General features: G+C 53.9%; 24 protein-coding genes. 19 read left to right on the top strand and 5 right to left on the bottom strand.

Features of this window, described 5'->3' with window-relative positions; translation table 11 throughout:
• The 12 genes from H5U36_02255 to H5U36_02200 all read left to right on the top strand — a co-directional run.
• A partial coding sequence (locus tag H5U36_02255) for a V-type ATPase subunit (protein ID MBC7216999.1) occupies window positions 1–333 on the top strand: 333 nt, incomplete at its 5' end.
• A complete protein-coding gene (locus tag H5U36_02250; protein ID MBC7216998.1) occupies window positions 326–664 on the top strand; it encodes a hypothetical protein in 339 nt (112 codons plus the stop codon). The genes H5U36_02255 and H5U36_02250, both read left to right, overlap by 8 nt.
• Entirely contained in the window at window positions 661–2,442 is a 1,782-nt protein-coding gene (locus H5U36_02245) for a V-type ATP synthase subunit A (GenBank protein ID MBC7216997.1), read from the top strand. Before H5U36_02250 ends, H5U36_02245 begins: the two co-directional genes overlap by 4 nt.
• A complete protein-coding gene (locus H5U36_02240; protein MBC7216996.1) occupies window positions 2,435–3,820 on the top strand; it encodes a V-type ATP synthase subunit B in 1,386 nt (461 codons plus the stop codon). Before H5U36_02245 ends, H5U36_02240 begins: the two co-directional genes overlap by 8 nt.
• Window positions 3,821–3,828: 8 nt before the next feature.
• Complete coding sequence (locus H5U36_02235; GenBank protein MBC7216995.1) at window positions 3,829–4,443, top strand: V-type ATP synthase subunit D; 615 nt, start codon at window positions 3,829–3,831, stop codon at window positions 4,441–4,443.
• Entirely contained in the window at window positions 4,444–5,169 is a 726-nt protein-coding gene (locus H5U36_02230) for a metallophosphoesterase family protein (protein ID MBC7216994.1), read from the top strand.
• A 40-nt stretch (window positions 5,170–5,209) separates the two neighbouring features.
• Window positions 5,210–6,331, top strand: a complete 1,122-nt coding sequence (locus H5U36_02225) for an ABC transporter substrate-binding protein (protein ID MBC7216993.1) — start codon at window positions 5,210–5,212, stop codon at window positions 6,329–6,331.
• 53 nt (window positions 6,332–6,384) lie between these two features.
• Window positions 6,385–7,278 carry a branched-chain amino acid ABC transporter permease gene (locus H5U36_02220; protein ID MBC7216992.1) on the top strand — a complete coding sequence of 298 codons (894 nt, stop codon included), beginning with the start codon at window positions 6,385–6,387 and terminating at the stop codon, window positions 7,276–7,278.
• Between the two features lie 3 nt (window positions 7,279–7,281).
• Window positions 7,282–8,331 carry a branched-chain amino acid ABC transporter permease gene (locus tag H5U36_02215; protein ID MBC7216991.1) on the top strand — a complete coding sequence of 350 codons (1,050 nt, stop codon included), beginning with the start codon at window positions 7,282–7,284 and terminating at the stop codon, window positions 8,329–8,331.
• Window positions 8,324–9,103, top strand: coding sequence for an ABC transporter ATP-binding protein (locus H5U36_02210; GenBank protein MBC7216990.1), 780 nt, complete (start codon window positions 8,324–8,326; stop codon window positions 9,101–9,103). Before H5U36_02215 ends, H5U36_02210 begins: the two co-directional genes overlap by 8 nt.
• Window positions 9,100–9,819 carry an ABC transporter ATP-binding protein gene (locus H5U36_02205; protein MBC7216989.1) on the top strand — a complete coding sequence of 240 codons (720 nt, stop codon included), beginning with the start codon at window positions 9,100–9,102 and terminating at the stop codon, window positions 9,817–9,819. Before H5U36_02210 ends, H5U36_02205 begins: the two co-directional genes overlap by 4 nt.
• 13 nt (window positions 9,820–9,832) lie before the next feature.
• Window positions 9,833–10,036, top strand: coding sequence for a hypothetical protein (locus tag H5U36_02200; protein MBC7216988.1), 204 nt, complete (start codon window positions 9,833–9,835; stop codon window positions 10,034–10,036).
• Here H5U36_02200 and larC read toward each other — a convergent pair.
• Genes larC through H5U36_02180 form a run of 4 tightly spaced genes read right to left on the bottom strand, consistent with a single transcriptional unit; the run spans window position 10,033 to window position 13,678 of the window.
• On the bottom strand, window positions 10,033–11,193 hold the full coding sequence (larC, locus tag H5U36_02195; GenBank protein MBC7216987.1) for a nickel pincer cofactor biosynthesis protein LarC: 1,161 nt from the start codon (window positions 11,191–11,193) through the stop codon (window positions 10,033–10,035). The genes H5U36_02200 and larC overlap by 4 nt on opposite strands.
• A complete protein-coding gene (gene larB, locus H5U36_02190; protein MBC7216986.1) occupies window positions 11,174–11,944 on the bottom strand; it encodes a nickel pincer cofactor biosynthesis protein LarB in 771 nt (256 codons plus the stop codon). Before larB ends, larC begins: the two co-directional genes overlap by 20 nt.
• Before the next feature lie 14 nt (window positions 11,945–11,958).
• Window positions 11,959–12,486, bottom strand: coding sequence for a hypothetical protein (locus H5U36_02185; protein ID MBC7216985.1), 528 nt, complete (start codon window positions 12,484–12,486; stop codon window positions 11,959–11,961).
• A gap of 10 nt (window positions 12,487–12,496) precedes the next feature.
• Window positions 12,497–13,678 (bottom strand): PD40 domain-containing protein, encoded by a 1,182-nt coding sequence (locus H5U36_02180; GenBank protein ID MBC7216984.1) that lies wholly within the window; start codon window positions 13,676–13,678, stop codon window positions 12,497–12,499.
• 72 nt (window positions 13,679–13,750) lie between these two features.
• On the opposite strand from H5U36_02180, the gene H5U36_02175 reads away from it, so the two are divergent.
• The 5 genes from H5U36_02175 to H5U36_02155 are packed head-to-tail and all read left to right on the top strand — an operon-like array spanning window position 13,751 to window position 18,963.
• Window positions 13,751–14,665, top strand: coding sequence for a cytidylate kinase family protein (locus tag H5U36_02175; GenBank protein ID MBC7216983.1), 915 nt, complete (start codon window positions 13,751–13,753; stop codon window positions 14,663–14,665).
• Window positions 14,658–15,221 (top strand): hypoxanthine phosphoribosyltransferase, encoded by a 564-nt coding sequence (gene hpt / locus H5U36_02170; protein ID MBC7216982.1) that lies wholly within the window; start codon window positions 14,658–14,660, stop codon window positions 15,219–15,221. Before H5U36_02175 ends, hpt begins: the two co-directional genes overlap by 8 nt.
• Window positions 15,221–16,282, top strand: coding sequence for a histidinol-phosphate transaminase (gene hisC, locus H5U36_02165; GenBank protein MBC7216981.1), 1,062 nt, complete (start codon window positions 15,221–15,223; stop codon window positions 16,280–16,282). The genes hpt and hisC overlap by 1 nt, the downstream gene beginning before the upstream one ends.
• Entirely contained in the window at window positions 16,275–16,943 is a 669-nt protein-coding gene (locus tag H5U36_02160; GenBank protein MBC7216980.1) for an HAD family hydrolase, read from the top strand. Before hisC ends, H5U36_02160 begins: the two co-directional genes overlap by 8 nt.
• Window positions 16,933–18,963: an adenosylcobalamin-dependent ribonucleoside-diphosphate reductase gene (locus H5U36_02155; protein MBC7216979.1), complete on the top strand. Its 2,031-nt coding sequence runs from the start codon at window positions 16,933–16,935 to the stop codon at window positions 18,961–18,963. The genes H5U36_02160 and H5U36_02155 overlap by 11 nt, the downstream gene beginning before the upstream one ends.
• Here the strand turns inward: H5U36_02155 and H5U36_02150 are convergent.
• Window positions 18,887–20,131 (bottom strand): hypothetical protein, encoded by a 1,245-nt coding sequence (locus H5U36_02150; GenBank protein MBC7216978.1) that lies wholly within the window; start codon window positions 20,129–20,131, stop codon window positions 18,887–18,889. The two genes, H5U36_02155 and H5U36_02150, sit on opposite strands and share 77 nt — an antisense overlap.
• A gap of 64 nt (window positions 20,132–20,195) precedes the next feature.
• Between H5U36_02150 and H5U36_02145 the strand changes: the two genes are divergently transcribed.
• Window positions 20,196–21,266, top strand: coding sequence for a threonine synthase (locus H5U36_02145; GenBank protein ID MBC7216977.1), 1,071 nt, complete (start codon window positions 20,196–20,198; stop codon window positions 21,264–21,266).
• Window positions 21,263–22,171, top strand: a complete 909-nt coding sequence (gene thrB, locus H5U36_02140; GenBank protein MBC7216976.1) for a homoserine kinase — start codon at window positions 21,263–21,265, stop codon at window positions 22,169–22,171. Before H5U36_02145 ends, thrB begins: the two co-directional genes overlap by 4 nt.
• Window positions 22,172–22,200 lie beyond the last annotated feature (29 nt).

The raw sequence follows: 22,200 nt of genomic DNA, 5'->3' as shown, positions 1-22,200 counted from the left end.
GGAGAAAGAGAGCTTCTTGAGCTTCTCTCGGTTCCTGAGGAGAAGGTCCCTGAGTACCTGGAGTACCTTGGCTTTGCCTTTATTCTCCCCGAAGCGGGGGTTTTCCGGAATGATCCGTACTACCTTGCCGAAATCGAGAGGAAGATGGATAACCATCTCCTTGCATGGATCCGCCAGTACCGACGAGAGACCTTTGGCCCGGAACCGGTCTTCGGCTTTCTCTTTGCCAAGTCCATAGACATAAAGAACTTGCGAATTCTCCTTGAAGGAAAATACTTTGGCCTTGAGGGAGAAACCCTTCGGCGGAAACTCCGGGAGTGCTACTATGAGTAGGACGCACTTTGCCTTTGTCGGTGGGGAAGAAAAAGCTCTCTGCTTCCGTGGCATGGGGTTTGATGTCTTCCCGGTTCGTACCGTTGCAGAACTCAGTTCTTTTCTGCCCACGCTTCGGAAGAACCAGTATGCTATCATCTTCACAGAGTGGCGTTTTTACGAGGCAATCAAAGCCCATTTTGAGGACCTCCGTGGGGAGGCCCTTCCGGTCATTTGTGCCATTCCCACAACTCCTCAAGAGATAGGTAAGGGAGGAAGCATCATCCGAAAGCTTGTGGAAATGGCCATTGGAAGTAGCCTTATGATTCAGGGAGAGGAAGAAGAACGATGAAGGACGTCAGGAAAGGAACCATTCTCAGCGTGAATGGTCCGGTCGTCGTGGCCCAGGGGCTTCAGGGCGCAAAAATGTACGACATGGTTAAAGTTGGAGAAAAAAGACTCGTTGGGGAAATCATTGGCATCCGTGGCGACATGGCCACCATCCAGGTGTACGAGGAAACGGCCGGTCTTCGCCCTGGGGAACCCGTGGAGTCCACCTATGAGCCTTTGAGTGTTGAGCTTGGTCCCGGACTCATTGGACGGATATTCGATGGAACCCAAAGGCCTCTTGAGCTCATCAGAGAGAAAACGGGCGACTTCATAGCACGGGGTGTAGAACTGCCGGCTCTCGATCGGTCAAAGAAGTGGGACTTCCAGCCCCTTGTTGCGCCAGGGGATAGGGTCGAGGCAGGGGACATCCTGGGGACGGTCCAGGAGTCGAAAACCATTGTGCACAGAATCATGGTTCCTCCTGGGGTTTCGGGGGTGGTGAAGGACATCCGCAGCGGGTCATTTACAGTGGATGAGGTCGTTGCAATCCTTGAAAAGGATGGCCAAGAAATTCCTCTCACCCTCATGCAGCGATGGCCGGTACGAACACCTCGTCCCTACCGCCGCAAACTCGAACTCGATGAACCGCTCATCACTGGCCAGAGAGTCATTGACACTTTCTTCCCCATTGCCAAAGGTGGTGTGGCCTGTATCCCTGGACCCTTCGGGAGTGGTAAAACCGTTGTGCAGCATCAGCTTGCCAAATGGTCCGACGCGGATGTCATCGTCTTCATCGGTTGTGGAGAACGGGGCAACGAAATGACCGATGTACTCATGGAGTTCCCCGAGCTTGTCGACCCGTACACGGGGGAGCCCTTGATGCAGCGGACGGTCCTCATTGCCAACACTTCGAACATGCCGGTTGCCGCTCGGGAGGCTTCGGTGTACACGGGAATTACCATTGCCGAGTACTTCCGGGACATGGGGTACAAGGTCGCCCTTATGGCGGACTCTACCTCTCGATGGGCGGAGGCAATGCGAGAGATTTCCGGGCGCCTTGAAGAAATGCCGGGAGACGAAGGCTTTCCGGCATACCTCGGAAGCCGTATCGCGAGCTTCTACGAGCGAGCCGGAAAAGTCCAGTGCCTTGGGAAGGACGGACGTGTTGGGTCGCTTTCAGTTATCGGTGCCGTTTCTCCTCCCGGAGGCGACCTCTCTGAGCCGGTAACCCAGAACACCTTACGAGTGGTCCAGGTCTTCTGGGGCCTGGAGGACCGGTTGGCGTACAAACGCCATTTTCCAGCCATCAACTGGCTCATCAGTTACTCTCTGTACCTGAAGCACCTTGAGGACTACTGGAGAAAGAACGTGGCTCCAGACTTCTCAGAAAACAGAGCCTTAGCCATGCGCATCCTCCAGCAGGAGGCTGAACTCGAAGAGGTCGTTCGCCTTGTGGGTGTAGAGTCTCTGTCCTTCCGAGAACGTTTCATCCTCGAGGTAGCACGTTCCATTCGTGAAGACTTCCTCCAGCAGAACGCCTTCCACGAGGTAGATACCTTTACCTCCCTGCGAAAGCAGTATCTGATGCTTCGGGTCATCCTCACGTACTACCGGGAAGGGTTAAAGGCTTTAGAGCAAGGTCTCTCTTTGCGGGACATTCTGAGCATACCCTCTCGGGAACGCATTGGACGAATGAAGTACGTTCCTGAGTCTGAACTTGAGCGCATCGAAAGGCTCGAGATGGATATTAAAGAAGAGCTGAGTGCAAAGCTGAGAGGCGAGGTTGAGAGCAATGTATAAGGAGTTTACAGCTATCTCCGAAGTGGCGGGACCATTGCTCACCGTGGAGCAGGTGGAAGATGCCCGGTACATGGAAATAGTCGAGATTGAGCTGAGCGATGGGAGCAGGCGCCGAGGCCAGGTTCTCATGACAAGCAGGGGCAAGGCGCTGGTTCAGGTCTTTGAGGGCACCGAGGGCATTGGGATTGGGCAGAGCAAGGTGCGTTTCCTGGGTCGGGTTATGGAGCTTCCAGTTTCTCCTGACATTCTGGGGCGCATTTTCAATGGCTCTGGAATCCCAATCGATGGAGGGCCGGAAATCGTTCCCGATGCTCGTCTCGACATCAATGGGAACCCCATCAACCCCGTTGCCCGGGACTATCCCACGGACTTCATACAGACTGGAATTTCCGCCATCGACGGGCTGAATACCCTCGTTCGGGGACAGAAACTCCCCATCTTCTCCGGTGCAGGGCTTCCTCATGCTCGCCTTGCGGCCCAAATCGCCCGGCAGGCCCGGGTCTTGAGCGGTGAGGAGAAATTTGCGGTCGTCTTTGGAGCGCTGGGAATCACCTTTGAGGAGGCAAACTACTTCGTCTCTGAGCTTCGGAACACCGGGGCCATCGAGCGTTCGGTCCTCTTCATCAACCTCGCCAATGACCCGGCTGTAGAGCGAATTATCACCCCACGTATGGCACTCACCGCAGCGGAGTTCTTGGCCTTTGAAATGGACATGCACGTTCTCGTCATCCTTACGGACATGACAAACTACTGCGAGGCTCTCCGGGAAGTGTCTGCGGCACGGCGGGAAGTTCCCGGACGCCGTGGCTACCCCGGGTACCTCTACACAGACCTTGCCACAATGTATGAGCGAGCAGGACGCATTCGGGGAAAGAAGGGCTCCATAACCCAGATTCCTATCCTTACCATGCCTGAGGATGACAAGACCCATCCCATTCCTGACCTCACAGGGTACATTACTGAAGGGCAAATCATTCTGAGCCGCCAACTCCATCGGAAGGGCATTTATCCCCCTATCGATGTGCTGCCGTCCCTCTCCCGGTTGCGGGATAAGGGGATTGGTCCAGGAAAAACGCGCGAAGACCATGCCGATGTGGCGAATCAGCTCTTTGCAGCGTATGCCCGAGGGCGAGAAGCAGCAGAGTTGGCCACCATTCTCGGAGAAGCTTCTCTCACAGAGCTTGATCGTCTCTACATGAAGTTCGCCGACCGTTTTGAGGAACGGTTTGTGCAACAGGGAGAGTACGAGAACCGGAGCATTGAGGAGACCCTTGAAATTGGCTGGGATCTCTTGCGGATGCTTCCACGAGAGGAACTCAAGCGCATCCGTGACGAATACCTTGATAGATTCTACAAGAAAAAACCTGAAGAGAGTTGAGGTTCCCTATGCGGCTTAACGTCAATCCCAACCGCATGGAGCTCATGAAGTTGCGGAACCGCCTGAACATGGCCCGGCGGGGGCACAAGCTCCTCAAGGACAAGCTCGACGCCCTTATTCAGGATTTTGTCCGGGTTGTTCGGGAGAACGGAAACCTCCGTCGAGAAATAGAGAAGGAAATCGTGAAGGCCTTTGAAGCACAGAATGTTGCCTCCCTCATGCTTTCTGAGGCGGATAAGGACCTTGTGACTTTGGCACCACAGCAGAGGCTCCTCCTTGAAGTGAGTACCCGGTACCTCACCGGAGTTCGGGTGCCGCACTTTGAGGTGAAGGTTGAGGGGGACCCGTACTCCTACGGTGTGATTCATACTCCTGCAGAGCTCGACGCGGCGTTCCGATCGTTCTCCCGAGTGCTTCCTCTCATGGTTCGCCTGGCAGAGGCCGAGAAGACCATAGAACTCCTGGCTGTGGAAATCGAAAAAACCCGCCGTCGAGTCAATGCCTTGGAGTACGTCCTCATCCCAAACCTTGAGGAAACCATCAAGTACATCCAGTTGAAACTTGAAGAACTTGCCCGTTCTGCCATCACCGGCATCATGCGAATCAAGGGGTCGATGCGGTAATTGCGAGTGGTCCTTCTTTCGGACATTCACGGGAATTTTGACGCTCTGGAGGCAGTAGCCCAAAAAATCACCGACGAGGATGTTGTCTTGGTCCTTGGAGACATCATAGGGTATGGAGCAGAGCCGGATCGCTGCGTGCAGTGGGTACGGGAAAGGAAAGCGCAATGCCTTTTGGGGAATCACGAGGCGTGCCTTCTCGGCATGCTTCCCCTTTCCTGGTTCAATCCTAAAGCAGCAGAAGCTATCCTTTGGACTAAGAGGAACCTGAGCTTTCTGAATCTCTCTTTCCTTGAAGCCCTCCCCTCGTCCCTTGAAGCCTATGGATGTCTCTTCGTCCATGGGAGTCCCCGTTCTCCAGTTGAGGAGTACATCACCAATCCATGGCAGGCTCGCGAAATTTTCGAAGAGGGGAATTTTACGGCTTGCTTTTTCGGGCACACCCATGTAGCTGAAGGGTATGTCTGGGATGGGAAAAGGGTACAGCACGTATCCTTCTTTGAGGGTGGGGAGCTTGTGTTTGAAGAGGGTTTCCGGTATCTCGTGAACTGCGGGAGTGTGGGACAACCAAGGGATGGGAATCCAAAGGCGAGCTTTGGGATTTTCTTTCCGGAGGAACGACGTCTTGAGGTTCAGCGGGTAGAATATAACGTTCAGGCCGCCATGCGCAAAATCTTTCTTGCCGGTCTTCCAGAGGTTCTGGCGTACCGGCTTGAAGTTGGGGAATAGAAGTGGTACCTTAAGCTAAAAATGAAAGGGGGGTTGCCCAATGAAAGTTTTCGTCGTTCTTCTCCTTTGTGCGGGGTTGCTCTTAGGAGGCGTTGCCCTTGCGGCAGAAGAAGTTATTCGTATCGGTGCAAACCTTGAAATGACCGGTGCAGTGGCAGCTTACGGACAGATGATTTGGGAGGGGATCAACCTCATTCGGGAAATCGTCGGTGATGCGGTGGCAGGCAAAAAGGTGGAGCTCGTCCTTGTGGACAACAAGAGTGACCCGGTTGAGGCGGCAAATGCTACAACTCGCCTTATCGACAAAGAAGGGGTTGTAGCCATCATCGGTCCAGCTATAACCAAAAATATGCTAGCAGCAGCACCAATCTGCGAGGAGAAACAAATTCCTATTATTTCTGCTACAGCCACGAACCCTCTCGTAACCCAGGGAAGGAAGTTTGTCTTTCGGGCTTGCTTTACGGATCCTTACCAAGGGGCGGCAGCAGCAAAGTTTGCTTTTGAAGATTTAAAGGCCAAAACGGCGGCTATTCTTTCTGACATTGCCCAGGATTACTGCGTGGCTTTGGGAAACTACTTTAAAGAAGCTTTCGAAAAACAAGGCGGAAAGGTTGTTGTGGAACAGCACTGCAAGACTGGTGACCAGGATTTCTCGGCTCAACTCACCACCATTATTAATGCTAATCCCGATCTTATCTACGTTCCTAACTACTACACAGAGATTGCTCTCATCTGTCGTCAAGCTCGGGACTTAGGGTATGAAGGCATCATTCTCTCTGCCGATGGTGCCGATGCTCCGGAGCTGTTCGACGTGGGTGGAGACGCGGTGGAGGGACTCTATCACACCGCTGCCTGGGATGCAACCAAAGGTTTAACCGAAATCGGTCAAAAGTACATCGATCTCTACAGGCAGAAGTTTGGAAAGGATCCCAACATGTTCGGTGCACTGGGAGCCGATGCGTATCTCATTCTCCTTAATGCTATTGAGCGGGCGGGGTCTATCGATTCGGCAAAGATTCGTGACGCCATGGAGGACACAAAGGATCTCGATGTAGTTACTGGACGAGTGACGATCGAAAATGGTGATCCTATCAAACCAGTAGTGGTTCGGAAGGTAGAAAACAAGAGGTTTGTCGTCGTAAAAGCATTAGCGGTGGAGTGATTTTCTCAAGGGCCGGGAATTCCCGGCCCTCTCCTCCTTTTTGAGGAATTGCAATGCAGTGGACAGCTCTTTTCCAGCAGTTCATGAACGGTGTCTCTGTGGGGAGTTTGTACGCTCTCCTTGCCATTGGGTATACCCTTGTTTACGGCATTCTCGGGCTCATCAATTTCGCCCACAGCGATGTCTTCATGCTGGGGACATACTTTGCCTTCTTCATGATAGGCGTTTTTCTCCTCCCCTGGTGGCTTTCGGTCCTCATCGGTGTAGCGCTGTGCTCCCTTGTGGGGATGAGTATCGAGCGGGTTGCGTACCGACCCCTCCGGAACGCTCCCCGAATCTCGGCTCTCATTACCGCAGTGGGTGTGTCTTTCTTCATTGAAAATCTCGGCCTTGTAACTGTCGGAGCTCGTCCAAAGGGTTTCCCCCGTCCAGACCTCATGAAGAATGTGTACACCATTCTCGGGGCCCGCATCCAGGGGGTGACCTTCTGGGTCCCGGTCATCAGTGTTCTGATTCTCCTTGCCCTCTTCTACATCGTATACCGCACGAAGATAGGCATGGCCATGCGGGCTGTTTCCCGAGACATGGAAACGACACGGCTCATGGGGGTCGATGTGGACCGCGTCATCCTCTATACCTTTGCCTTGGGTTCAGCCCTTGCAGGTGTTGGTGGCGTCCTCTGGGCATGCAAGTACCCTCAAATCAACCCCCTCATGGGAATCTTTCCCGGATGGAAGGCGTTCACCGCTGCGGTGGTGGGAGGCATCGGGAACGTCGTGGGAGCTATGCTTGGAGGATTCATCATTGGCCTTGCAGAGATCCTCATTGTGGCCTTTTTCCCAGGGCTTACGGGATACCGAGATGCCTTTGTCTTTACGATTCTCATTATCTTTCTCCTTGTGAAACCCGGTGGTCTCATGGGTGAAGCGACCAAGGAAAAGGTGTAGGGAATGAGGAAGAACTTGCTCCTCACCCTTTTTCTTTTTGCGCTCCTTATGGTTGGCGTTGCCATGGCGGAGCGTTACCTGAATGCATACCTTGTCCGAATCCTGAATACTGCCTGCATTTACGTTGTTGCTGCAGTGGCGTACAATCTCATCAACGGTGTTACGGGCCAATTCTCCTTGGGTCCCAATGCTTTCATGGCCATCGGGGGATACACCGTGGCACTCCTCATGCTTCCCCTTGCTCAGAAAAAGGAAGTGTACTTTCTTCAACCCCTTATCTGGCCCCTGAACGCTTTTTCCTTTCCCCCTTCGCTCTTTATCCTGGCACTTTTTCTTGGAGGGCTCTTGGCCTCTCTTTTTGCTCTCCTCATCGGGATTCCCACCCTTCGTCTCCGAGGAGATTACCTTGCCATTGCTACTTTTGGGTTTGGGGAGATCGTGATAGTTCTGGCGAACAACCTCATACCGGTGACCAACGGCGCTCTTGGCATCAAGGGGATTCCTGAGTACACCAATCTCTGGTGGACGGCGAGCTGGGCCTTTTGGACGGTGTTCATGATTAAAAATCTCGTGAACTCAAGTTTTGGACGGGCCCTGAAGGCAATCCGGGAGAACGAAATCGCCGCCGAGGCCATGGGGGTGAACCTTTTTCGGCACAAGCTCCTTGCCTTTGTGCTCAGTGGATTCTTCGCAGGTGTGGCGGGAGGGCTCTTCGTCACCCTTATTAGCACTGTCTCGCCAACCCTTTTCACCTTCAGCATGACTTTTAACCTCCTCATCATCATTGTTCTTGGAGGACTCGGGAGCATCACCGGGTCTACGGTCACCGCGATACTCTTTGCCTTCCTCCAGGAGCTCCTCCGAGAAGTCGAGGCTCCTCACACCATCGGTTCCTGGACTTTCCCTGGCATCCCGGGCATGCGCATGGTGGTCTTTTCAGTGATCCTCGTGATTCTCATGATTTTCTACCGCCGGGGGCTTTTCGGACAGAGAGAGCTCTCTTTCGAAGACATCCTCTCCCTTTTCCGAAGGGGGAGAAAAGCCCATGTCTGAGCGGAAAGAGGTTCTCAGGGTCGATCGGGTGACCATAGCCTTTGGTGGGCTTGTAGCGGTAAATGATTTCTCTTTGACCCTTTGGGAAGGGGATCTTGTAGGCCTCATTGGGCCAAATGGGGCGGGAAAGACCACGGTTTTCAACATCATCAGTGGCCAGTATCTTCCAACAAGTGGCCAGGTCTTCTTCTATGGGAGGAATATCACCGGCCTCTCTCCTGACCGCATTACCGCCCTTGGCATCGCTCGAACGTTCCAAAATATTCGGCTCTTTGGGCGCCTGACGGTTCTCGAGAACGTCCTTGTTTCCTTCCACGTCCGTTTCCCTCATTCCTTCCTTGCCTCGATGTTTTCTCTGCCTTCGACTTGGCGTACCGAAGAAAAACTCAAGAAGGAGGCATACGCCCTCCTTGAGGCAGTGGACCTCCTTGATGTAGCCTGCGAGGAAGCTCAGGCCTTGCCGTACGGGGAGCAGCGACGTCTTGAGATCGCCCGAGCACTGGCCACAAAACCAAGACTCCTCCTCCTTGATGAACCGGCAGCAGGGATGAATCCCCAGGAAACCCTTGAACTCATGCGCTTCATCCAGCGCATTCGGCAGGACTTTCACTTGACCATTCTCCTCATCGAGCACGATATGAAGGTGGTCATGGGAATTTGCGAGCGGGTGGCTGTCATGGACTTCGGCTCGAAAATCGCCGAAGGCACACCGGAAGAAATCCAGAAAGACCCGCGAGTTATCGAAGCGTACCTGGGGGTTCGGAGCGCATGAAGGACGAGGTCCTCCGCATTGAAAATCTCCACGTTTTCTATGGAGGAATTCATGCCCTGAAAGGCATCACCCTTTCCGTTCCCCGGGGGACAATTGTGGCTCTCATAGGAGCAAACGGAGCGGGGAAGAGCACGACCCTGCGAACCATCTCCGGTCTTGTACGGGCAAAAGATGGGGCAATCACCTTTGAGGGAAGGGATATTACGAAAGAGTTACCCCATCGGATCGTGGAAATGGGAATTGCCATGGTACCCGAAGGACGTCGAATTTTCCCCAACCTCACCGTCATGGAGAACCTCCTCCTTGGGGCGTACACTCGTCGGGACCACCAAGAACTCAAGAGGGACCTCGACTGGGTCTTCCAGCTCTTTCCCCGTCTTAAGGAACGAACCTGGCAGAAAGGGGGTACCCTGAGCGGTGGAGAGCAGCAGATGCTCGCCGTAGCAAGGGCCCTCATGTCCCGGCCCAAGCTCCTCATGATGGACGAACCATCCCTCGGTCTGGCTCCTCTTCTTGTTCGAGAGATTTTCGAAATCATTCGGGAACTCCTTCAAAGCGGTGTCACTATCCTATTAATCGAACAGAATGCAAAGGCGGCTTTAGAGATTGCCCATTACGCGTATGTCCTTGAAACCGGACGCATTGTCCTTGAGGGAGAGGGGAAGAAACTCCTTGAGGACGAACGAGTGCGAAAGGCCTACCTCGGGGAAGAGTAGGAGGTGAAGAAGCATGGAAGTTCGCGGAGAGTACCGCGATAAGGGTATGCAGGCGGTGTACGATACTCCTTTTGCAGAAAGGGTTGCCCGATGGCCTTGGATTCTCGACAAGAGGATTCGTCGCCGATACCTGACAAAGGAAGAGGAAAGCACCTACCTTGCCCAGCTCGTATGCCTGAAGTGTGGGCAAACTTGCGGCGGAACCTGCGAAAACTAAGAGTTCTCTATCCCGATTCTCTGTAAGACCTCTCGAAGAGGAAGACCCGTTTTCCGAGCTATTTTCTTGCACTCTTCGTACTCGGGGAGGACGAGAGTCCTCCCGCCTTTTGAAACCTCCTTCCCCCGGATGTCCCCCCAGGGAGTGGGGATGCTCACCTCTCTCCGAGGGAGTGCCCACTTGGTAACTTCATACTCCCGGATACCAAGGGTGGTTGTCTCTTCGAAGATGATCGTGCGAAGACAAGGTGCAAGGAACACCGGAGCAAGGACAGAGAGCGTAAAAGCAGGACGCTGCTTCTTCATGTAGATAGGGGTTACGAAAACGTCCAGGGCACCGGCTTCAAAGAGGCGCTCGGTGAGGTATTCAAGGATTTGAGGGGACATATCGTCTATGTTGGTTTCGAGGAGCACGTTTCTCTCCTGGTGGGCTCTCTCTTCTCGCTCCCCAAGAACGACCCGAAGGACGTTCGGTACACTGAGGTCTTGAGTCCCTGCTCCGTACCCAATCCCTCGAACCACAAGGTGCGGGCATGGTCCAAAGGAACGGACAAGATAGGAAACAAGAGCCGCCCCAGTAGGAGTCGCGAGCTCTCCTTCTTCCGCAGGCCCGGTGTAAATGGGGACATTTCGAAGGAGCTCAAGAGTTGCCGGTGCAGGGATGGGCAGAACCCCGTGTTCGGTACGGACAAAACCCCTCCCTGTCGGTATCGGAGAAGCGTAAACCTCCTGGACCCCTAAGAGCTCAAGGGCATAGAGTACGCCAACGACATCTACGAGGGTATCCCCACCTCCGATTTCGTGGAAATGAACCTCCTCAGGTAAACGACCGTGAATTTTCCCTTCAGCTTCTGCAATAGTCTTGAGAATTGCTTGGGCTTTCTCTCGCAAGGTCTCCGGGAGCGATCCTCCACAGAGAAGGTCAAACATCTCCTGAGCGCTCCGAGCACGAAAAGAGTAAGGCTCAGTAACAAGGACCTGAGTGGCGGTAATGCCCTTTTTCTCCACGCGATGTACCGCCATATCAAAGGGGAAGGGGAGGAATTCTTTAAGCTTTGCGATGAACGCCTCTTTCTCTATGATCCCCAGGTCAAGGAGTGCCCCGAGGAACATATCCCCGCTTATCCCCGAAAAGCAGTCAAGATAGAGAATCTTCACGAGCTTTCCCCCTCTCTGCGAGCTGGTTCACAAGGTGAGCAAAAAAGCCTGCGCCGAATCCATTGTCGATGTTGACCACCGCCATTCCTGGGGCGCAACTTGCAAGCATCGCAAGAAGTGGAGCAAGTCCTGAAAAGTGGGCCCCGTATCCGACACTTGTTGGGACAGCAACGACTGGAATCCCCACAAGGCCGGCAACAACACTTGGGAGCGCTCCTTCCATCCCCGCCACAACCACCGCAACATTTGCATCGTCAAACAGAGAAAGGCGGGCAAAGAGCCGGTGAATACCCGCAACACCAACATCAAAAAGACGTTCCACAAAGTTCCCCGCAATCTCGGCGACGCATGCTGCCTCTTCAGCAACAGGGATATCCGCTGTTCCTGCAGTAACCACGACAATCTTTCCCACCCGGGGGCGGGGTTCCCGTTCAGCAAAAATGAGCCGTGCGGCGGGGTTGAATGAAAGGAATGGCAGATGTTTCCTGAGGAATTCAAAAGTTTCCTGATCAGCACGGGTGGCAACAAAGTTTGGGGCACGTTCGGCGAGGTCGGTAAGGATGGCAAGGAGATGCTCCCGGTCCTTTCCAGGGCAGTACACAACCTCTGGAAAACCCTTACGAAGCCCCCGATGGTAGTCAATTTTAGCAAATCCCAGGTCCTTGAAGGGAAATCCCTGGAGGGCCTTGTAAGCTTCTTGAGGGGTGATTTTCCTTTCCCAGAGTTCTTCAAGAATCCTTTGGATGTCCATCGACTCTCACCCCCCTATGAACAGAGACCCAGGGTGCAGGTGGTTTGCTTTTCCTTCGTAGGACGACTCTTGACCTCAGAGGGAAGAGAGAGCCGCAGGGCTTCCCATGATACTTTCCCTTTCTCCTGGTAGAGGACCCTTCGTTCTCTGCTCACAAGAAAGACCGCCGGGGTTTCCCAGACTCCAAGGAGGGCCTGAAGCTCTGGGCTGGCAAGGTAGATGGTGAGTCGCCCTCCAAGAGATTCTTCAAAGTCGCGAACAGCTCGAAAATCACACTGGAGACATACAGGGTAAAGTGGCATGTTCTTTCCAAGGTTTCCAAGATTCCTAATAAGGTCAAGGAGACCGGAAAGGCACGAGGAACATTTCGGGCTGAGGAAGAAAAGAATTGCCGTTTCTGCTGGATGAAAGGGAATCTCCTCACCCTGTAAGGTGTAGAGATTGAACGAGGGGAGTTTTCGAACCGAAGCCCAGGAAGGCGAAAGAGAAGAAGAAAGTGCCAGACAAAGGACGACGAAGAGAATGAGGGCGTAGTGCTTCACGGCTTTCCTCCTAATACATGGGAATTGGGGAAAAGATAGGGCTTGTTTCCCTGGCCCAGGAGGCAGTAACCCGCTCAGCCCTTCTTCCATCCACCTCAAGGACAACAACGTCCCAATTGCCCCGATCGGTTTCGGCAGAGAAGGCAAGTCTCTCGCCTCCCGGGGAAACTGCAAGGTAAGCCTTGGGAAGCCCATCGAAGGTAATTTGGGTGGTACTTCCATCCGTAAGAGCTACAGAGTACACGTCGTACCTCCCCTTTTCCTCTCCGATAAAAAAGAGTTTCTCTTGTCCCCCAAAGGTGGGATACAAAACGTTGCCAGGGAAATCAAAAGTTTGCTCCTCGCCACGCAGAATATCCCACAGGGTAAGGCGCCATCGCCCATCCCTGAATTCGGAGAAAGCAAAGACGGGAGCGTACAAAGAAGTGGTAACCCACTGTACGGGGTTTTCCCGTTCAAGAAGAAGCCTCTGCTTCGAGCCGTCGAGGTTCATTTCATAGATTCCCCTCTTGCCTCCACGCTCTGAAAGGAAGAGAATCGTTCTTCGGGAAGGGAAGAAGGCTGGAGAAGAATCAGAGAACTCAGGAGGACTCAGGCGGTTCCAGGTGTGGGAGAGGAGATCGAATCGGAAAATGTTGGTTACGTTACCAGTAGAAACGGTAGCAAGGAGAAACCGTCCCTCAGGGGTGATGCTTATGGCTTCCACATCTCCTCCTTGAGGAGGGGTAAAGAAGACCTCTCTTCCTCCTCTGAGGTTTGTGAGGACTATGCGCGACTGTCCTTCTTCATGGCGCACAAAAAGGAGCTTCCACTCCTTCGTTCGCTCAAGAAGCCTCACAAGCCGGCGCTTGAGCTCCTCAAGGAAAAGGGACACATCCTTGGATCTACGAACCATCCCTAAAATCTTTCGGAGTTTCTCGAGATCCCATGCCTCGAAGAAGAGGAGATTTCCCCGGCCATATCCGAGAAAAAGGTATGCTCTCTTGCCGGCAAGAGCCGCCGCAAGTTCGTCCCCCCTTAGGGGATACAGGGGCACAGGAGAAAGCGAAAGGTGCAGCTCCTTCTCAAGAAAAGCGGCAAGGGGAGCAAAGAGTTGTTCCTTTGTCCTGTCGGCAAAGAGAATCTCCTCAGCCCACGCTTTCCAGGAGAGAAAGAGTAGCGCACAAGCAACAAGGAGCAAACGCCGTGCCATTTTGGGTCCTCTCCAAACCTCTCTGGGTTTTCTCTTCCAGGGATAGTATAATAGAAGCCGGTGAAAAGAGGAATGGGGAATTTCTCGGCTGTTACCGTCTCTCGAGAAATCGAAAGCCTCGGAGACGAGGTTGCTTCTCGCCTTGCAAAGGTCCTGGGGTATGAGCTCATCAACCGGGACCGCTGGGAAGCGCTCCTGCGAGAGTCTTCCCTTTCCCCCGATCCCCCTGAGGAAGAGGAAGAACGGGAGAAATGGATGAAGGCTGTAAGCAATCTCCTGGCGAGAATGGCCGAAAAGAGAGCTTTTGTCCTCCTTGGGAGGGGAGGCCAAAAACTCCTTGCTCACTGCCCGAACGCTTTTCATCTCCTCGTTGTGGCTCCGGTTCTCCTTCGTGTGCACCGTATTATACAACGGTACCGCCAGGATGAGGTCACTGCGTCCCGAATCCTTGCAGAGCAGGATAGACAAAGGGAGCGGTTCCTTCTCCGGTACTTCGGAGTCGATTGGCGGAATCCCCTTCACTACCATTTCGTACTTAACACCGCTTTCTATGACGTGGAGGAGTCCTGTCAACTTGTTCTTGAAGCCATGCGGAGGACCCGTGTGACTCCTACAGGGCACCAGGAGTCTTTCTTTCCTGCGGACGAATTTTCAAGAAAGCCTGTGGTGTTTTCCCATCCTTCGGAAGAGGAATTTGCCCGGATCCTTGACTTTTACGGGATTCGCTGGCTCTATGAGCCCCGAACGTTTCCCCTTGAGTGGGATAGCGAAGGTAACGTGACTGAGGCTTTTGCTCCCGACTTTTACCTTCCTGATTTTGACCTCTTTATTGAAATTACCACCCAAAAGCAAAAGCTCACCTGGCGGAAGAACCGAAAGATTCGAAAGCTCAAAGAGCTGTACCCGGAGGTAAAAATCAAAGTGATATACGCTCGGGACTACGCGCATATTCTGAGGAAGTTCAACCTCGAGGACGACCATGAGTGATCCCCGGCTTGGAGTCTGCGTCTTCACCCGCGAGGACATCCGAAAGAGAGTTTCTGAGGTTGCTCGCGAAATCGAAAGGGACTATGCGGAGAAACGACCGGTTATCATTGCAATCCTCCGGGGAGCGGTGTACTTTGCCGTTGACCTCACCCGGGCACTCACCATTCCCTTCGATCTCGATTTCATGGCCCTTTCACCCTTTCGCCCAGGGCTGCAGCGTGCCGAGATTGAGAAGGATGTGGATGTAAACCTTAAAGGAAGGCATGTTCTCATCCTCGAAGACATCGTCGATACAGGACTCACCCTGAACTTCCTCGTGCGTAGCCTAGAGAGGCGACTTCCCGAAAGCGTGCGGGTGTGCACGTTTTTGAATTGCCCGGCCCGGAGAATCGCCGATGTGGCAGTACACTACTTTTGCTTTGAGATTCCGGATATCTACGTTGTGGGGTATGGGCTTGACTTCCGAGGGGATTTCCGAAACCTCGAAGAGGTGTACACTCTCTATGACCCCTCGGGAAGGAGCACCCAGATTCTGAAACAAATGGGGAAAGGATGATGGCAGTGGTTGCGTTCCGGAAGGCAATCCTAACCCTTGAGGGGTACACCCCAGGCGAGCAACCAAAGGAGAAAGGATTCGTCAAGCTCAACACCAACGAGAATCCGTATCCTCCTTCACCAAAGGTCATAGCAGCACTCCAGGAATTTCTCTCCTCGTCTTCTCTTGCCCTTTACCCTCCCCCCTTAAGCGATAGGGTGCGGCAAAAAGCCTCTGCAGCGTACGGCGTTCCCGAAGACTGGATTCTCGTGGGAAATGGCTCTGATGAGCTCCTTGACCTTGTGGTGCGGGTTTTCGTCGGAAAAGGGGATAGGGTGGTGTACCCTGTGCCCACGTACACGTACTACCGTGTCCTTACCCTCCTTCAGGAGGGTGTCCCCTGTGAGGTACCATTCCCTGAAGACTTCTCGCTTCCTGAGGCGTTCGTTACCACTTTGGGGAATCTGAAGTTCCTCTGCAATCCTAACTCCCCAACGGGAACCTTTGTTCCTCCTGAAAGTGTGGAAAGAGTGCTCCAGGCATCAGCGTGCCCGGTTGTGGTTGACGAAGCGTACGTGGATTTTGCCCCGGCGAGTACCCTACCACTTCTTGAGCGCTATGAGAACCTCATCATTGTGCGTACCCTCTCGAAATCCTTTTCTCTTGCGGGCCTGCGGATTGGGCTTTTGTTTGCCCACCCAAAAGTCATAAGGGAACTCCTGAAGGTAAAGGCCTCATACAACGTGAACATTCTCTCTCAGGTTGGCGCATGTGCGGCACTTGAGGACCTTGATTACGTGCGGGGGAACATTCAGCGTATCAAGAAGACCCGGGAGTGGTTCTCCCAAAAGATGCAAGAGCTTGGGTTCTTTGTCTACCCTTCGGAGGCAAACTTCGTGTTGCTCCGGAAAAGAGGAGTTTCTCTCTCCTTCCTCTACGAAGAATTGAAGCGGAGGAGAATCCTCGTTCGGTACTTTCCCGAGTGGCCTGATGCCCTCCGAATCTCCATAGGTACCGATGCCGATATGGAGCTCCTTTCCAAATGCGTGGAAGAAATCCTGAGGGAGAAAAGCTGTGTTTAAACTTTTTATCTGGGACCTCGACAACACAGTCATAGGGAGTTCGAAGCTCCTCTGGGGAGCCTTCCAGTGGGTGGCCGAGCATTTTGCGCAGCGATCCATGAGCCCTCGGGAAATCGTCAACCTCTATGGGCCTCCAGAGGACGTGGTCATTGAACAAATTGTTGGGAAAGAGAAAAAAGAAGAAGCCCTTCGGGCGTTCTACGAGTTCTACGAGCGGGAACACGATCACCTGGTCACCCTCTTTCCCCAGGTTCTTGACATTCTCTCCTACCTTCGCGCAAAAGGAGTGCAACAGGCTCTCTTTACCGCCAAAGGGCGAAAGAGTGCCTTTCTGACTCTTGAGCGGCTTCGTATTAAGTCTTACTTTGACTTTGTCCTGTGTGGAGACGAAGTAGAGAGGGCCAAACCCTATCCCGATGGGGTGTTGCGCATCCTTGAGCACTTCAAGATGCCCCCAGAGGATACTCTCTACGTGGGAGATTCTCCCCTTGATGCCCAGGCGGCACACGGTGCAGGAGTGGCCTTTGCCCTGGCCCTTTGGGATTCCTTCCACCGCTCTGAAGCCGAAGCCATCAAGGCCGAGTACGTCTTTGCCACTCCTGAAGAAATGCTCCTTTGGGTACAAAAGGTGTACGGAGGGGGGAATGCTCGTGCCCTTTGAGTACGTGCGCAAACGCGACGGGAGTCTTGATTCCTTTCGTCCGGAGAGAATAGTTTCTGCTCTTTCCCGAGCCCTTGCAGCCTGCGGGAAAGGAGACCCAGAGCTTGCTCGAGTCCTTGCGGAAAAAGTGGTGCACCTTCTCTCCGAACGGGGAGAGGAGATCCCTGAAGTGGAGACCATCCAGGATACGGTCGAAGAGGTTCTCATGCGGGAAGGACTTCCGGAGGTCGCCCGTGCCTATATCCTCTATCGGGAGAAGCGACGAAACCTTCGAGAGGCCAAGTGGGAGCTCTTCGGGGTCCGGGATGATTTGAAGCTCTCTCTGAACGCCGTGCGGGTCCTCAAGGAACGATACCTCCTCAAAGATGGAGAGGGGCAGGTTATCGAAACCCCCCGAAAGATGATGGAGCGCGTGGCTCATGCCATCGCTGAAGTGGACAGGGAATTCGGGGAAGATGCATCGAAAACCTACGAGGAATTCCTTGAGCTCCTGACATCCCTTGTTTTCCTTCCGAACTCTCCCACCCTCATGAATGCTGGGACTCCCCTTGGACAGCTCGCAGCCTGTTTTGTCCTCCCTGTCGAGGACTCCATCGATTCCATCTTCACCACCCTCAAAGAGATGGCCATCATTCACAAATCCGGAGGAGGGACGGGATTCAGTTTTTCGGCCCTTCGCCCGAAAGGAGACATTGTGGCCTCCACAGGTGGACGGGCCTCAGGACCGGTATCGTTCATGCGAATTTTCGATGTGGCCACAGATGTGGTGAAGCAGGGAGGTCGCCGCCGGGGGGCAAACATGGGGGTCCTTCGCTTCAACCATCCGGATATCCGGGAATTCATACGGGCAAAGGAGAAACCGGGGTTTCTGGAGAACTTCAACCTCTCGGTGGCTATTACCGATGAAGAAATAGAGAAAGTCGAGCGAGGCGAGGAGATTGAGCTTGTGAACCCTCGAGATGGAAAGGTATGGGAACGGGTCAACGCAAGGGAACTCTTCGAAATGATTGCCGAGAGCGCCTGGAGGAGCGGGGAGCCAGGGCTCATTTTCCTCGACACAATAAACCGTGCAAACCCTACACCTTCTCTTGGGAGAATTGTCGCTACAAACCCCTGTGGGGAGGTTCCTCTCCTCCCCTATGAGTCCTGCAACCTCGGTTCCATCAACCTTGCCAAATTCGTGAACGATGGAAAAATCCAGTACGAACGCCTTCGGGAAGTGGTGTGGAGGGCGATTCACTTCCTCGACAACGTCATTGAAGCAAACCGGTATCCTCTTCCGGCTATCGAGCGCATGGTCAAAGGGAACCGAAAAATCGGGCTTGGTGTCATGGGTTTTGCTGATATGCTCGTGCAACTGGGGATACCGTACTATTCCGAAGAGGCACTGAAAATCGCCGCGGAAATCATGCACTTTATAGCCCTTGAGGCACGAGCGGCCTCAATGGACCTTGCCTCTCGCCGTGGTACTTTCCCCAACTATCCCCAGAGCGTGTGGGCAGAAAGGAACCTGCCACTCCGCAACGCCACTCTCCTTTCCATTGCCCCCACCGGCTCAATAAGCATCATTGCCTCCTGCTCAAGCGGCATCGAACCTCTTTTTGCCCTTGCCTTTCGGCGCTATGTCCTTGAGCACACTGAACTCCTTGAGGTTCATCCCCTCCTTGAGGAAATGTTCGAACGGTTCAGGATTCCGGAGGAGGTGCGGAGACAGGTTCTTGAGAAAGGAACCATGGAGGGAGTGGAAGGAATTCCCGAGGGTTTCCACCGACTTTTCCTGACAGCCCTTGAAATCCCTCCCGAATTCCACGTCCGGGTTCAGGCTACGTTCCAGAGGTACGTGGACAATGCCGTTTCTAAAACGGTGAACCTCCCGGAATCTGCCACGCCTCAGGATGTCCTCCGGGTGTACCTCCTTGCCCATGAGCTCGGATGCAAGGGAATCACCGTGTACCGGTACGAGAGCCGCCCAAGACAGGTGCTCTACCTTGGCATTTCGGAGGGGTGCGAAGAGTGCTGAAAAGCTCATAGGCTATGTTCCTTGCCCCATTCCTTTTATCCTCCCAGGTCCTCCAGGAGAACTCCCGGGCTTTCTTCTGAAAATCCGGGAGATTGCGAAGGACCATCTCGAGAATCCGAGCGGTTTCCTCAGGGGTGGTTCCCCCAGGAGTCAGAGCCTCACGAAGGAGGAGAATCTGCCGCCGGAAAAGGAAGTCAGGATTGGCCTGAATGGCGTCTCTGCGGTATGGTTCGATGCAGGGGATACCGCAGAATGCCGCATGTTCAAGGGCTGTTCCCGCAAATCCCACAACGAGTGCCGCTTCCTGAAGCCTCAAAAGGTAGTCTCCCCGGCTAAAGGAGACACAACGTTCCCCAAGGAGAAAAGAGGAGGAATCGCAGCGCTTGCCTCCTGCCCGGGCAAAGGCGTCTTCGATCTCCCGAAGCGTTCGTTCCGGAGGAAAGGCAAAGTGGAGAGAAAAGGAGTCAAGGGAGCTTTCCGCAGAAAGGATTGCTCTCGCAAGGAAAAGAAAGTTTTCTTCCCAGTCTCCTCGATGCCCGGGGAGAAAGAGTATGTACTGCCGCTCTGGAGAGAGTTCCCCCATTTTGGGACCGACAAACCCCGGGAACACTGCGGGTATCCCCAGGCTCTGGAACCAGAGTGCGGTGGGAGCATCCCGTGTGTACACGCGTTCTGTGCCGTGCCGCAGAAAGTACGCGGTGACTCTCCCTAAGCGCTCGTACGGACCTTTTTTAACCCGCAGAAGGTCGGTGTGAGCGCAGGCAAAGAGGAAGATTTTCCTTCGCCCAAAAAGGAACCCAAGGAGAAGGGGTAAGATGTCGCCGACCCCAAAGATGACGTCGACTCCCCGAGCCAGGGACCTTACCCTACAGGCGGCAAGAAGAATGTTCCTGAAGCCTCCAAACAAAGCATCGGAGAAAAGGCGGAAGAAACGGTGGAGAGGCTTCCCAAGGTACACGCCTCCGTAGGGGAGGGAAGGAGAGAGATGGGAAAGGCACACAGCGTCAGGGAAGCGGAGGAGAAGACCCTCAAAAGCCTTTCCTTCCCCCACAAGAGGAATGACGTCTACGCGGAGAGGGAGACCCCTTTCCTCGGCAAGCTCAAGGAGTTCCTTGAGGATGAGAGCCGCAAAGGAATCCTCCCCGTAACCGTTGCTCAGAAGGAGCAGTCGCTTCCTCATGGTTGCATTTTATGGTATCCTAAGAGGAACCGTGAGTAAAGGGGGTGTTCCCTTGCGCTGGCCAGGGATTCTTGAGTACTTTGCCGAGTACCTCCCCGTAACTTCGGCAACACCTCTTATCACCTTGGAAGAGGGGAATACGCCGCTTATCCGCTCTGTTTCACTTGAGAAGCGACTCAGGGTAGGCGCCCTCTTTTTCAAATTCGAGGGTATGAACCCTACAGGGTCTTTCAAAGACCGGGGTATGGTTGTGGCCATTGCAAAGGCCAAAGAAGAGGGAAAAGAGGTGGTCATGTGCGCCTCAACCGGGAACACCTCAGCTTCGGCAGCAGCGTACGCGAAACGAGCAGGGCTCTCCTGCATCGTCCTCATCCCCCAAGGGAAAATCGCCCTGGGCAAGCTCTCCCAGGCACTCATGCATGGGGCAAGGGTTCTTGCGGTACGGGGGAACTTTGACGACGCCCTGCGCATTGTGCGCTTCATCACCACTCACTACCCGGTAGCCCTTGTGAACTCCATAAATCCTTACCGTATCGAGGGTCAGAAGACAGCAGCCTTTGAAGTCATAGAGTGGCTTGGAGGTGTTCCCGATATTCTCGCGCTCCCTGTGGGGAACGCAGGAAACATTACCGCCTACTGGAAGGGCTTCAAAGAGTTCTTTGCGCGGGGAAAGATAAAAGTGCTCCCGAGGATGTTCGGCTTCCAGGCGGAAGGGGCCTGTCCCCTTGTCCTTGGAAGACCTGTAGAGAATCCTCAAACCGTAGCTACAGCCATCCGCATTGGGAATCCTGCGAGCTGGAAGGGGGCAATCGCCGCCCGAGACGAGTCCGGGGGGCTCATCGACGCGGTGAGTGACGAGGAAATCCTCCTTGCGCAACGCATGCTTGCTGAGGAAGAGGGAATCTTTGTAGAACCGGCTTCGGCAGCCTCTCTGGCCGGAATCCTGAAAAAGGCAAAGGAAGGGATGTTTCAGGGCAAGAAGACGGTGGTGTGCATCCTCACCGGTCATGGTCTCAAAGACCCGGATATCGCCGTGAAGCAAAATGAAGGGAAAATCGAGGAAGTGGAACCTCGGGAAGAAGAAGTGGTTGAACTTCTTGGTCTTCGGGGGGAAGAGCAATGAAGCTCCACATTGAGGCGCCTGCCACAACTGCTAACCTTGCCTGCGGGTTTGACGTCTTGGGCCTTGCTCTTGACCTCACGTACAGGGTCGAGGTTGAGACCTTAAAGGAGCGACGCTTTCTTCTCACCCATGAGGGAGAGGGAGAAGGTGAGGTTCCCGAAAACGAGGAAAACCTCTTCTTTCGGGCCGTTCAGAGAACCTGGGAGCATCTTGGATTCCAAGGCTCTGGCCTTCGGGTAAAAGCCCAGAATGGCATTCCCATAGCAAGGGGCCTTGGAAGCAGCGCAGCCTGCATTGCGGCTGGTGTGACTGTGGCAAATGTTCTGTGTGGGAGAAAGTTAGGTTTTGAGGAGATGCTCAAGATAGCTGTCACCCTCGAGGGGCATCCCGACAACGTTGTTCCTGCCTTTGTGGGGGGCTTTACCATTGCCCTTGCGCAGGGAGAGAGCACCTTGTACCGCAAACTCCCCTTTATTTCTTCCCTGTACCTCTATGCTCTCATCCCGGACTACACCTTGAGCACTGAGGCCATGCGTCGGGCTCTTCCTCCTTCTTACGGAAGGGACGATGTGGTCTTCTCCCTCTCACACCTTGCTTTCCTTCTGGGAAGTCTCTTTGAGAAGGACGCAGAAGGTTTCCTCCGTGCCCTTGAGGACCGCATTCATGAGCCCTACCGTGGAAAGCACGTGGTGGGGTTCTTTGAGGTCAAAGATTACGTGAAGGAGAGGGGAATTGGTAACGCGGCCATAAGTGGCTCTGGACCGACCGTTCTTCTTTTCCTCCTCCGACCGCTTGAGGAAAGAGAAGAAAGGGAAATCGGAGAAATTTTCTCCTCTTGCGGTGTCCGTGTAGAGATTCGTAGAGTCCACCCTCGGGAGAAGGGTATCGAGGTTGTGGTAGAATGAGCCTCGTTGTCCAGAAGTACGGTGGATCT

The organism is Candidatus Caldatribacterium sp., from assembly GCA_014359405.1.
In the GTDB taxonomy this organism is placed as follows: domain Bacteria; phylum Atribacterota; class Atribacteria; order Atribacterales; family Caldatribacteriaceae; genus Caldatribacterium; species Caldatribacterium oleiphilum.
The sequence above is the reverse complement of the archived record's forward strand: the minus strand, read 5'-3'. Positions and strand labels throughout refer to the sequence as shown.